The sequence below is a fragment of the Streptomyces sp. NPDC002092 genome, assembly GCF_053593775.1.
The window spans coordinates 178,560-190,219 of record NZ_JBSFDG010000002.1 but is presented as its reverse complement, the minus strand read 5'-3'; the positions used below and the strand labels follow the sequence as shown (position 1 = coordinate 190,219).

Genomic DNA, 11,660 nt, shown 5'->3' with positions numbered 1-11,660 from the left:
CCGAGGGGGTACAAGAGGCTCACAGCCCCTTGACCAGCTGGGCCGCCGTAGCGAACGAAACGGACGGGTACTGGCGCATCAGCTCACGCACCGCGACCGCGACCCCTCGCTCCTCGCGGATCCGGAGCAGCGCTTCTTTGTCGACCGCCTGGAAGAAGTCGTCGACGCTGGCGAACTGCTGGTTGAACTTCTCGCGCTTCCTTCTGCGGTCGCCGTACACCTCCGCGCTCCCTATAAGCACGAGTCCGACGACGAAGAACGCCTCGCCGAGGATCACCGTCCAGTTGGCGATGGACATGAAGGCCAGGAAGAAGGAGCATCCCGCCAGGCCCCACATGGCTGCACGGGGTCCGTACATGCGTTTGCCGCCTTCCTGTGGCTGGACGGATCGGAGAAGAGGCGCTGCCGGGCATCAAGCCAGGGCGTCCGGCCAATGACCACCAGGGAACGTGCTGTTGTCCACCGATTCCCCCTTGATGGTCGTCATCTGCTGTGCCTGAACTCCGAGGAGTGCGACCAGCGCGGCGACAGCGGCCCAGATCAACCCCGCGTTCACGCTGGTGTCTCCGACGATGGCGGCAGCACCAGCCCACGAAAACACCACGGATCCCAGGGCTGCGATGGCTGAAACGGTGGTAGCGATGTACTTCGCGAGGATCACGGCCAGCGCCACATAGAAGGCGAGCCCCGCGGCGGCACAGATGTTGAGCCCTGTGGCGATCTTGTCGGCGCTCGTCTCGATCTGGGTGGCCGCGGTGGGCTGTCCCTTGACCGAAGCGGTGTACTTGGTGGCCGCGTCTCCCGACCAGTGCTTGGGGGCGACGAGTGCTTCCGGTGCGGTCTCGCCGGCCACGGAAGAGGCCGGGCCCCGGACGTGGCTCTGCCAGTCCATGGCATAGAAGAACATGGCAGCCGGGGCGCCTACCCCTTCGAGGAGTTCCTTGATCTTGTTGAGTACCCAGGAGCCCAGCTCGACGAGCTTGTGGCTCACCCAGATCAGCGCATCAGCCACCGGGTTCGGGACGTACCACTGGTTAGCGGTCGACTCGGCCGTGGGGCCGACTTGGTTGAGCTTCGCTGACAGGTCCTGCATGCCGGAGCTGAGCTTCGCCGTGATGGCTTCGTACTGAGCTGAACTGAAGGGCATGGTGTTCCGTTCTCTCGGTCAGTACGCGCCGTCGATGGACTGCTTCACGTCCGCTTCGCGGCTGTCGTAGGCGTTCGCGTTCTTGATCAGTGCCGTGGCGATTTCATCCATACGGTGCTGCCCCTCGGCGCATCGTGCCGAGATCTGGTCGATCGCGTCTTCGTAGGCCGAGAAGAGGACCTGGAACAGGCCCGCCTGGAGACGGGACGCGCGCAGACCTTCCACGGTCCGGTGGATGTTCCCCATCCGTTCGCTCTCCCGGTCCCACATCTTCGCGTCCGTACGAAGGGCATCGGTAGTGACCTTCAATGTGGGGTCAGACACGGAAAACCACTTCCCTCAGAAGTCGGTGATGCGTCGCGGATCGCTGAGAATGGCCAGTGCCTCGTTCAGGAGCGTGTCCAGCTGCTGGCTCTCTCCGCCCGTAGTGTTGGCCTCGACTGCCCGCGTGAGTGCGGAACGGGCATCGCGCAGGGCTTCGTCGAAGGCGCGGTTCAGGCCCACCGCCGACTGCTTGGCCGCCCATCCCGGATCCACTGTGCACCCCGCCAGGGAGCCCGGGGACAGCGTCATGGTGACCCGCCCCGTGGAGTCCGAGCCCTCCGCCTGAATGCGCTCCACCGCCCCGGGATCCTGACGGGCGAGATCGTCGAAGGACGAGATCACGGCCTCGGCAACTTCGTCGATGCTGCGCGGCACGACGTGGCGCAGGTCCCGCTGGGGCGCCTCGGGCGGCGGGGTGGTGTCTGCCGAGGAGCGCGGAGAGCTCATGTCCTGCTGCAGCCCGTCGGCCCTCTCGCGCCAGTCACTTGAGGAGAGCGCCTGGGACTGCGCGGACATGAGCTCGGCGACGGTCGATCCGTACGCTTCGACAACGGCGGCACCGATCTGCTCGGGACCTCGCCGTCGCTGCCAGTCCCGCACCGCGGCCACCGACTCAGGAAGGCCGTCCTGACCCACCCGCACCCGCACAGCTCCCTGTGCGTCTTCGCCCTCGGCGCTCTGCGGCATGTCCTCCTGAATCCGTGTGATCAGGCCGTGGAGCTGACTGGTGTACTGCTGAAAACGCTGCAGTTCCTGAATTATGTCGTCATTCACGCGGTCGATTCATCTCCCCGTCATCGGTCTCTGAAGTGGCATCTGCGGGAGACGGTGGCCGAAAACTGCTGTCGCAGACTCTAAGGAGGACATCCAGCGAGGCATTGCTGTACAGCCACTCACCGACCGCATCTCCAAGCTACCGCAGTCACATTCAACACACCCAGCAAGGTTTCACTCACACGCTTTCTCCACATGCGCGAGTGAGATGGGCGGTCCCGCTGTTCGTCCAGCCGTCTACTACTGGTGCGGATAGCGGTCGGACGGCGGCTGTTGCTGGTACGGAGTGGAACCGGGGTAAGAATTCTGGGGATAACTTCCGTATCCGGACTGCTGATTGAACTGGCTCTGCTGCGACGCCCGACGGCGCTTCGCGCGCCGAACCAGAAACAAAGGCACACCGATCACGATGAGCACGCCGAGGGCTGCCAGCGTGCTGAGCGCGATGACCGAGTTGGTGGTCAGTCCACTGCTCGAATCATCGGACGCGGAGGACGCCGCCGTGCTGCCCTCGCGCGTTGCTGTGGAATTGGAAGCGGGCATGGTGAGCGGGCCGTTCTTGGAGCCGGCCGGGATGTTCTGCTGAAGGGCGGCGAGTGGCCGGATGTAGCCGTAGCCGTACTTCTCGTCAGGGAGCTTCAGACCCTTGGCCGAGGCGGGGAGGCCAGCTGTCTTGGTGAGGCGGTTGACGATCTGGCCCGCGGTGAGGTCGGGGAACTTTTCGCGCAGCAGGGCGCAGGCGGCGGAGACGTAGGCGGTGGCGTCGGAGGTACCGCTGGCCATGCCGTAGCCGTCGGAGTCTGTGCTGGCGGAGACGACGTGCTCGCCGGGGGCTGTCAACAGGAGGTTCGGACCCGAGTTGGACTTCTCCCAGATCTCGTTGCTCTTCTTGACGGCGCCGACGTCCACCACACCTGGATAACTGGCCGGGTATTTGATGCCTTCGGGGCCGCTCATACCGTCGTTGCCCGACCCCGCCACGACGATTACGTTGTGCTCTAGCGCGTACCCAATCGCCTTTTGCTCCTCGCCTCCGGAGGTTGGCAAGCTTCCGGCCTGTGAGATGTTGATGACCGATGCCCCATGGTCCACCGCGTATCTGATCGACGGGGCAAAGCCGTCCAACTGCCCGCCATCATCACGAAGAGGCAGGATCTTCGCGTCAGGAGCGAGTCCCTTCACGCCGTCAGCACCGTTGGCGCCATGGCCGTGCCCGGCGATGATGCCAGCTATGGCTGTTCCATGCTTGTCGCCTGCGGCGGGCGAGGTATCGGAGTCACCGTCGACGAAGTCCTTGCCCGGCAGGACGTTGCCCTTCAGGTCGGGATGCGAGGCGTCAACACCGACATCGATGACGGCGACGGTGATGCCCTTGCCCGTCGCGAGCTTCCAGACAGCGTCGGCGTCAAGGGCTTGGAGCGGCCACTGGTCGTTCCTCACCTGGTCCGCTGATGCGGTGGGCGCGGTGGAGAAGAGCATTGCTCCCGCCGCTGCGGTACAGCCCGCGATGCGCAGCATCCGCGTGAGACCCATGCCGTGTTTCCTCTTTCGTCCCGCCGGGCGGGGCCCGCGTAGTGGATGACGCGAGCCCCGTTTCTGTCCTGCCGCGATCGTGTCTACTCGATGAGCGGCGGGGTGGTGTCGTCCCGCTTGGGCACCCAGGTCTCCTCGTCCTCGACGAGATAGCCCGGAACCGGCTTACCGTTTTTCTTCTTCTTGTCGCGGCCCTGGCCGGTCACGCCAGCCTGTCCGGAGCCTGACAGGCCCGCCGCCCTGCGGCCCTCGGTCGTGCCACCGCGGCTGCCGTGCAGACCGGAACCGGCCCCAGACCCAGTGGAGGGGGCCTCTCCGGGTTCGCCGATCACCCCGCCCTTCGTACGGGCCAGCGGGCCCCGGCCACCGGGCTGTTTGCCGTATCCGGCACCTGCCCCTGTCCCGGCTGCCACACCGCCCACTCCCGCGCGGCCGCTGGCCGCCTCGGAGCCTGCGCCGCTGCCACCACGGGCAAAGCCGCCCGCCGGGCTGCCGGGCACACCGGGCAAACCGCCACCTGTTCCAGATCCGCCGCCCGCGCCGACTCGGGCGGTGACTCCGCCTCCGTGGCCGCCGCCGGTGCCACCGGGGCTGGTGGTCGAAACGCCGTCCACATCCGTGCCGACCCCGGAGGGCGCGGACGCCTTGGAAGAGGAACCGGTACCTGCACCGGCAACGCGGTGGGGGGTGCCGGGGGACGCCGTGATGGTCGACCGGCCCGAGCCGCTCGACGCGCGGCTGCTGGTGGAAGTCCGGCCTACCAGCCTGGGGCCGCTCTCGGTTGGGATCGCGACGATCGGGACCGGCGCCGTGCCTCCGGGATCACCGGGGTAGTCCTCATTATCTTCAACCGGAGCGCGCTTCCACGACCCCATGGCCCTGGTCTGCGACGCGTAAGCCGCCCCCAACTGCTCCATTTTCACGGCCATCTTCAGCTGGGCCTCCTTGCCCGCCGAGAGGTCGTCCTTGTTCCTGTCCAGGGCCTCCTGGGTGGACATCCCAGCAGCCTTGTCCGCCTGGTAGCCGCTGTCGTCGTGCGAGAACCCGTCCCCGACGAAGTCAAGGCCGCTGGAGATCGTCCCCGGCTTCTCCATCGCCTCGACCTCGGGCTTGATGGTCTCCAGCACCGTGGCCGCGCTGCCCAGCGCGACGGATGTGTACTTGGCGTACTGGGCGCCGTCCTGCATCTTCTTCGCGATGACCTCGGCTCGCGCCTTGAACCGATCGGCGGCCTCGCCCTCCCAGTGCTCCAGCACCCCGTGCACCGCTGCCAGGAAATCCTGCCGCGATCCACCGCCGCTGTCCTCGCCCACCAGATCATCGTTGACCTTGCGCCAGCCCCGGGCCACGTCGTGAACCACGCCCGGCTTCGCGTTGATGACCATGGCCTTCATCTGGTCCATGTTCAGGTCGGCGAACGGGGTCGTGGCCTTCTCGTCATAGCACATCGCCGCCGGGACGTACTCGTACGCGTAGCCGTCGCTCTTCTTCCCGCCCGAGCTCATGACTTACCCCCGTCGGAGAGTGCCGCCGCGATCTCCGCTTCCTGGTCCTGGTATGCGCCGTGATTCTTCTTCGTCTTCGTCCCGAAGTCGTCCACCAGGCCGTGGATATGGGTGACGATGTCCTCGAGGTGCTGCTTCATCTCCGTGTGCGCAATGTGCAGATCGTTCGCCTCAGTGAAATCCGTACTGCCCAGTGCGCCGGCCGGCAGGTACGTCTGATAGCGCGAGTCGGAGGTGGTATCGCCCAGATTTGAGATGATTCGGTTGAGTTGTGTGACCACACCGTCCAGTGCGCTCAGATCAACCTTCAGCTCGCCGCTCGCCACCGCGAGTGCCCCCTGTCCCCGTACGACTGATAGCGCCAGCAATGTTATCGGCTGCATCAGACAGCGCAGAGCGCCCACGTCTCTTTCCGGCCTCTATGGGAACGGTGGGTTTGGGGTGCCAATGGCGGGATCCAGCGTCAAACAGCCTTTCAGGCTCCGCTGGTGGCGGCGCCGAACCGGTTCCAGATGACGGTGAGCGGGGTTCGTGCGCAGTCGCCGTGCACGGGAACGGCGTCAGCGACTTCATGACGCCCTTGATGTGCACGCCGACCCTGACCGGCCTCCCCCTCGTCGTGCTGCATCAGTTTCCGCGATGCCGGCCGACCTGGAACAGGTCGGCGATGGCGATGAGAGCGCGGGCGGATTCGATGCGCTGTGGGGCGGTGCCGCGCTTGTCGACCATGTCAGTGCGCGTAACTCCGGGGTTCACGCCTGCCATCACCGAACTGTCAGCTGACGCTCATACCCCGTTCCGGCCACTGCCTACGCTCCTCGAACACGGAGTTGATCTTCCGTGATGCCTTGAGGAACGTGTAGTCGGTGTTGCCGTCGTCGGAAGTCGAGGTGCGGCTGGCCGTGTCTACGGTGAGCGTACGGTCCATTTCCGCCGGGTCTTCACCGAAGGAGTAGCGAATGGAGTCCGGTTGTTCGGACAACTTCTTGAAGTAGACCAGGGACGCCATTACCACTCGCTCTCGAAGTCTTCCCGCTTGTTGAGCGGGACCTTGCTCTGCCAATTGTAGTTTTGGTTGGCCACTCGATGTGCTTCCTGGTAAGTCGCGCCCGGGTGGGTGCGCAGGTACTCAAGCTCGGTGACTTCGTGTTCGAGTAGCACGTGGTCTTCCGGCAGAGCGTTGCCGGAGCGGAGGCGGATCCAGGCATCGGCGATCTCGGCGTCCGCGTCGAACTTGCGGGTGACGACCTCGCCGGTTTCGTAGTCCTCGATCGGGTGCTCGGTGTCGAAGACGTGCTTCTTGATGGCGGAGATCTCCTCCTCCGTGAACCCTGTCGTTCCGTTCCCCCGAGGTACGCCTTCGGTGTTGCGGCTGATGGCTGCGATGTCGCGGGAGTCCCGACGGAAGTCGTCGTACGCGGCTTCCGCCCACTTCGTCTGCGCGGGATCGTCGAGGATGTCACGCGGGCGCCGACGGGCGCCGGTGAGCCACTCATCGCCGCTCCGTGTCGCCGTCAGGGCGGGGGCGGCTTCGTCCGGCATGCCGGCCAGGAGCAGTCGCGGGTCTGTGAGAGCGGGCGTGTCGCTGCTGAGGAGGCCGCGCCAACCGCCTGCTTCGGATGCGGCCCTCGCACCGCCGGCTCCTGCGCCGAGGAGACCGCCGAAGAGCATCCCGTCCGTGGCCGCCTGGCCGACCTCGTCAAGGTTGACGCCCGTGCTCTCACCGGTCGCGATGGCGATGGGTTGGGCGACCGCCAGGTCCACGGTGACCGATTCGATACCTCCGAAGGCGGCCGTGGCCAGGGTGGTGCCCGCGATGGTTGCGACCTCGGTGGAGACGGTGACACCCAGGGATGCGGCGAGTTCGGTGACGCCCACCGCGGCGGCCGCCGCGGCGCCCTCGGAGATGCCGGCGGTGAAGATAGCCAGGGCGGTGCCGGCGACCAGGGTCGCACCGACGATCTCCAGTTCGTGTTCGAGGTGCTTCTTCGCGCCGTGCACGGCATCCGCATACGCATCCAGCGCCTTGGCCATATCGCGGGCCGCATCCGCGAGGTCCTTCAGCCAGCCGTGGCCTTGGTCGTAGTACCGGCGCCAGAACTTGTCGAACGCTGTGATCGACTCGCCCTTGTTGTCTTCGATCAGCGCAAGAGCGGCCTTGTTCGCGGCGGCGGCGATGTCGTCGATGTCGTCGGCGAAGGCCCGCCACGCCTTGGCGGCATCCCGGAGCCCGTCTTCGTCAGCGGCGGGCCACCACATGCCCGTCAGGTCCTGAACGGCCTTGCGGGCCTTGTCCGCGACGCTCACTCGCCGTCACCCGTGCTGTGGTGGCCGACCTTGATCCGGCCGAACATGCCCCGGATGAGTTCTTCGTTGTCGATGTGCTTGTCGGCCATGTCGACCAGACCCGTGTGGATGCTGGCGAGGCCCTCGATGAGGATCTGGGTGGAGTGCTCGATCTGCGTGACGTGCGGGCCATACGCGTTGTGGAACTTCTCGCCCTGCTCGTCATCGCCCCACGGGCTACCCGCCGCGGCCAGGCCCTGCTTCAGCTTGGTCAGTGCGTGTGCGAGGGCAACGCTTTCGCGGTGGAAGGCGGGCGCCGCCGTCTTGATGTCGTCGACCTTGATGTCGAGTATCTCGTCCTTGCCGCCCATAACTTCGCGTTCTCCCCCTCCGTTGACCGCACGGACATTCGACCCTAGCCGCCGGTTGGTGGTTCACCACTGTGAGTCACGCAAAGCCGGAGCAAAGATCCATTCGTCGGCCGTGAGTTCGCTCACTGGCCGTTGTCGTGTCGGACGTGAGCAGGCTCCACCGGTGACGACGCCGATGGGTGTCGGGCGCGGGAGAGCCGCTCAAGTCTCTGCCGAATCAATGCGGGTGAGGTGTCTGCGATCGAGCTCGCCTGCGATCCGCATTGTCGTGTATCCGCGCGAGGGAGACGCCGTTCCCCAGTGCGTGACCGATTCAGGCGTGAGCTTCACGTTCCTGGCCGCGATTCATGTCCGCCTGCCTGGCAAAGTCGACTACCTGCGCATCGCGTTCTCCATGTGCGCAGCGGCACGGATAGCCCGGGCAACGTTGACGACGCCATCGCCACTTCCTCGGATGGGTGAGATGTAGACCGAAGGCAAAGAGGCGTGGGGAGATGATCAGGGCAATCTCGGCTCCGGCCACACCGCTTGCGGGGCGGCCGAGCGGCTCACCTGTCCATTCTGCTGCACCTTGTTGGCCGACCGGCCGGCGCTGAAGGCATCTTCTGAGCGCAGGGGCTGGCGGCACGGGTGTGGTTCCTCCCGGGCCCCGTGGCGCCCTCGTGATGTCAGGCGGTGCGCTTCACGTGGCGGACCAGCCACATGAGCAGGGGGTCCAGGTCGGCGGCGGCCGAGAGGACCCGGTCGACGGCCTCCGGGGTGTGCAGCCACTCCTCGCAGCCGAGGGGACGGGCGGCGATCAGTGAGCGGTGACGCAGCAGGTCGGCATGGGCGTGGTCCGTCGGATAGCCGCGCGGGGGGCGTTTCATCATGTCCCCGGAGATGTCGTAGCCCTTCTTCCGCACGTCCTCGACGATGACGGACAGTTCGTGGCCGCTCCCCTCGGAGGCCACGGCTTTGCGGAACATGTCCACCTGGCCGGGATCGGGGTACCACCAGGCGCCCTGGATCCGCAGGCCGTCCAGGGAGAACCGAAGACCGATCTCGATCTTGCGGCCGAGCCGGATCACCGCGCCCTGGTGCTGCCACCACCAGGAGTTGGTGCGGTAGTGCCAGACGGAGAAGTCCTCGTACCGGGGGTCGGCGTCCGCGACCCCGTTGAGCAGGGCGATCATCGGCTGCCGGACCAGCCGTTCGCGCTCCCCGCGGCAGCGCTCGCGGGTCGCGTGGGTCGGTTCGCCCTGGAGCTGCCACAACACGTCCATGGCCTGCTCCGGCCAGCCGGTGAACTGTCCACGCATGCGCGCAGGTTAGCTCACCCCTCATCCGCGCGCGCCGGGAGTGAGAGAGGCGCAACCCCAGACAAGGTGGGAGATGCTGCGGCGGGGCTCGCCGGCCAGTTCGATGTGCCGTGAGCGGTGGGCGAGTCCGTCGAGGAACACGAAGAGTGCAGCCGATATGAAGCCGGCGGTGAGAGGCAGACACTTCAGTTCGCCGCGGGCAGACAGCGAAGATCCCGCAATGACTGGCGCATTGCTGCAGGAGCATGTCAACGTACAACGCTCTGGCGGAAGACCTTGCCCCTGAGCCGAAGGAGGCGCCCCTGCACTCGCACCATCCCAGCGAACCCTTCCAACCCGACTCGCCGGACCCCGTGTATTGGGTCACCCCGCTCCATCTGGCGGGTGGTGACGGTGTGCTTGCCGAGCAGATTGGTAGCACCTTGGCCAGCCTCGGCTGGCGTATGTGGCCCACCTCCCGCCACACGCTTCTGTATGTGAGCCCGGACGGGTTGTGCGGCGCCGAGTGGATTCTCGCGGCCTATCCGTTCGAGTTGGGTGGTCTACCGGTTGCCTGGCAGCTGAGCGCCCGCCCGTATGCCACTGCCGCGATGACGGAGTGGAACGCGTACTTCACCGCCGACGTCCCGTACGAGGCGCTTGCCGATCTCCTCATTGCGATCGACGCATGCGAGGCGCCCGACGTTGGTTTCGCGGGGCCGACGACGGTCCTCGACGCGCTCAGCGGCCGGGGCTGGATCCGCGACGTGGACCGTCCCGGTACCACCGCCATGGATCCCGGGCTTTCCACCTGCGTCTCCCTGGAGATGGTGCCGCCGCTCATCGAGGACTCCGACCCGCGCCCCGGTCTGGTGGGCTGGCAGGTATGGGCGGAGCCCGTCGTCGGCGCTCCGTATCTGTGGTGCGCCAGCTTCAGCGCCAGCGTCCCGCATGACCTGGTCGCCGCGTTCGCCTCCTCGCTTGCCTCGCCGTTCCCGGTGGCCCGCCGCACGCTGCCCAAGAGCGCCGAGGGACGGCTCACCGTCCGACGCCGCTGACGACCTGTCTCCAGACGCCGTCTGTGGTGCTGCTGGTCGCTGATTTCCGTGACTTGAAGCTGAAACGTATGAGGGGCGTGCCCTGCGCCCGCCAGTCGACAGAGAGGAAGAGGATCTTGTTGTTTCGACGCGCTCGCGCGGACCGTGCGTTCCGTGAAGCCCAGCGCGCGGGTTACGCGCTCCTGCAGCAGATGCATGCGGAGTGGCCCCTGCCGGACCACACCTCTGGTGCGGTGGCAACGGCCGCATCAGAGGCGCCGGTGCCTGACTTCCTTCCGCCGGACCTGCGGGTTCCCCCGCGCCAGGAGGTGGAAGGGCTGATGATGCGCTGGGAGCAGCCGCTTGTGATCGACGGTGAGGTCCGTACCTGCCCCGAGTGCGGCGTGTACCGGGACTGGATCGTCTTCTGCCTGCGCGACGACTCGGTGTGGCTGCGCTGCCGGGCCGGCCACCAGGTTCAAGAGCCTCGTCTGGACGCTGCCTGGTACAACCGCAACTCCGGTCCGGTCGACCGCTGGCACCCCACCCTTGAGGACGGGATGCGCCACCTCGGCCACTGATCTCGAAACCCCTCGCCCCTACCCCTACAGACCGCCGGCGCCGGGGGCCGGCCTGGTCAGACCGTCAGCTCCGCAGCCACATAGGGGTTTCGCATGCGCCTTCGCACCACGACCGCCCTCAGCCTGAGTGCCCTCACCGTCCTGGCCCTGGCGGGCTGTTCGACCGGCATCCCTGACTCCATCGACCCGACCTCCTCGACGACCGTCTCGGCACGCCCGGACGGTGAGACGGCCCCGGCGTCCGCTCCGCTGTCCTCGGCGGCGCTGGCCAAGCGGCTCCTGGACGAGAGTGACCTGGGCGAGGGCTACACCCGCGCGCCGCAGCGCCCCGCGCAGCACAACGACGTGACCGTGCTCGGCTGCCCTGCGCTGGAGAAGCTCGGCAGCGAGGCCGCAGTCGGTGGCAGCTTCGACTTCCCGCATGAGGCGAAGGCGTCCTTCACCTATGCGGGCGGCAGCGGCTCCGAGGTGGAAGAGGAGCTGTACAGCGACGCCGAGGGCAAGCTCTCGCGGGGCGTGGGCCGGATCTTCGAGGCGATGACCTCCTGCCCCACCTACCAGGTCCTCGCCGGCGGTACACCCGTCACGGTCACAACTCAGAAGGTGCTCGTCGCCCGGTTGGGCGACGAGCAGTGGAGCCAGCTGCTCGCCTACTCCGTTGGCGGGCAGCGCAGCGTCGTCAAGCAGACGGCTGTCCGCACAGGCAACGTCCTGGTGGTCGTCTCGGGAAGCCCTGGCTTGGTCGACGCGCACCTGGCGAAGGCCATGGACAAGGGGCAACGCGGGCGCTGACCTCGGCAGTGCGAAGGGGCGGTGGCAGGG

Annotated in this window: 14 protein-coding genes; 3 read left to right on the top strand and 11 right to left on the bottom strand. The window is 66.7% G+C overall.

Annotation, left to right across the window (positions count from 1 at the left end; all coding sequences use genetic code 11):
- Positions 1-19: 19 nt before the first annotated feature.
- The 11 genes from ACWCRD_RS04780 to ACWCRD_RS04730 all read right to left on the bottom strand — a co-directional run bounded on the left by ACWCRD_RS04780 (position 20) and on the right by ACWCRD_RS04730 (position 9,241).
- Positions 20-358 (bottom strand): hypothetical protein, encoded by a 339-nt coding sequence (locus tag ACWCRD_RS04780; RefSeq protein ID WP_450964522.1) that lies wholly within the window; start codon positions 356-358, stop codon positions 20-22.
- 54 nt (positions 359-412) lie between these two features.
- On the bottom strand, positions 413-1,147 hold the full coding sequence (locus tag ACWCRD_RS04775; RefSeq protein WP_450964521.1) for a hypothetical protein: 735 nt from the start codon (positions 1,145-1,147) through the stop codon (positions 413-415).
- An 18-nt stretch (positions 1,148-1,165) separates the two neighbouring features.
- Positions 1,166-1,471, bottom strand: coding sequence for a type VII secretion target (locus ACWCRD_RS04770; protein WP_450964520.1), 306 nt, complete (start codon positions 1,469-1,471; stop codon positions 1,166-1,168).
- A gap of 15 nt (positions 1,472-1,486) precedes the next feature.
- On the bottom strand, positions 1,487-2,245 hold the full coding sequence (locus tag ACWCRD_RS04765) for a hypothetical protein (protein WP_450964519.1): 759 nt from the start codon (positions 2,243-2,245) through the stop codon (positions 1,487-1,489).
- Positions 2,246-2,485: 240 nt separating this feature from the next.
- Complete coding sequence (mycP, locus tag ACWCRD_RS04760) at positions 2,486-3,778, bottom strand: type VII secretion-associated serine protease mycosin (RefSeq protein ID WP_450964518.1); 1,293 nt, start codon at positions 3,776-3,778, stop codon at positions 2,486-2,488.
- An 83-nt stretch (positions 3,779-3,861) separates the two neighbouring features.
- Positions 3,862-5,283 carry a hypothetical protein gene (locus ACWCRD_RS04755; protein WP_450964517.1) on the bottom strand — a complete coding sequence of 474 codons (1,422 nt, stop codon included), beginning with the start codon at positions 5,281-5,283 and terminating at the stop codon, positions 3,862-3,864.
- Entirely contained in the window at positions 5,280-5,609 is a 330-nt protein-coding gene (locus ACWCRD_RS04750; protein WP_450964516.1) for a hypothetical protein, read from the bottom strand. The genes ACWCRD_RS04755 and ACWCRD_RS04750 overlap by 4 nt, the downstream gene beginning before the upstream one ends.
- 449 nt (positions 5,610-6,058) lie before the next feature.
- A complete protein-coding gene (locus ACWCRD_RS04745; protein ID WP_450964515.1) occupies positions 6,059-6,292 on the bottom strand; it encodes a hypothetical protein in 234 nt (77 codons plus the stop codon).
- Positions 6,292-7,590: a WXG100-like domain-containing protein gene (locus ACWCRD_RS04740; RefSeq protein ID WP_450964514.1), complete on the bottom strand. Its 1,299-nt coding sequence runs from the start codon at positions 7,588-7,590 to the stop codon at positions 6,292-6,294. Before ACWCRD_RS04740 ends, ACWCRD_RS04745 begins: the two co-directional genes overlap by 1 nt.
- Positions 7,587-7,940 (bottom strand): WXG100 family type VII secretion target, encoded by a 354-nt coding sequence (locus ACWCRD_RS04735; RefSeq protein WP_450964513.1) that lies wholly within the window; start codon positions 7,938-7,940, stop codon positions 7,587-7,589. Before ACWCRD_RS04735 ends, ACWCRD_RS04740 begins: the two co-directional genes overlap by 4 nt.
- A gap of 668 nt (positions 7,941-8,608) precedes the next feature.
- The gene (locus ACWCRD_RS04730) at positions 8,609-9,241 is read right to left on the bottom strand and encodes a DUF2461 family protein (protein ID WP_450964512.1); all 633 of its coding nucleotides are present in this window, start codon (positions 9,239-9,241) and stop codon (positions 8,609-8,611) included.
- Positions 9,242-9,594: 353 nt separating this feature from the next.
- Here ACWCRD_RS04730 and ACWCRD_RS04725 point away from each other — a divergent pair, with 353 nt between their 5' ends.
- The 3 genes from ACWCRD_RS04725 to ACWCRD_RS04715 all read left to right on the top strand — a co-directional run bounded on the left by ACWCRD_RS04725 (position 9,595) and on the right by ACWCRD_RS04715 (position 11,630).
- Positions 9,595-10,278: a DUF317 domain-containing protein gene (locus ACWCRD_RS04725; RefSeq protein WP_450964940.1), complete on the top strand. Its 684-nt coding sequence runs from the start codon at positions 9,595-9,597 to the stop codon at positions 10,276-10,278.
- A 260-nt stretch (positions 10,279-10,538) separates the two neighbouring features.
- A complete protein-coding gene (locus ACWCRD_RS04720; protein ID WP_450964511.1) occupies positions 10,539-10,838 on the top strand; it encodes a hypothetical protein in 300 nt (99 codons plus the stop codon).
- Positions 10,839-10,931: 93 nt separating this feature from the next.
- Positions 10,932-11,630: a hypothetical protein gene (locus ACWCRD_RS04715; RefSeq protein WP_450964510.1), complete on the top strand. Its 699-nt coding sequence runs from the start codon at positions 10,932-10,934 to the stop codon at positions 11,628-11,630.
- The last annotated feature ends 30 nt before the right edge of the window (positions 11,631-11,660 follow it).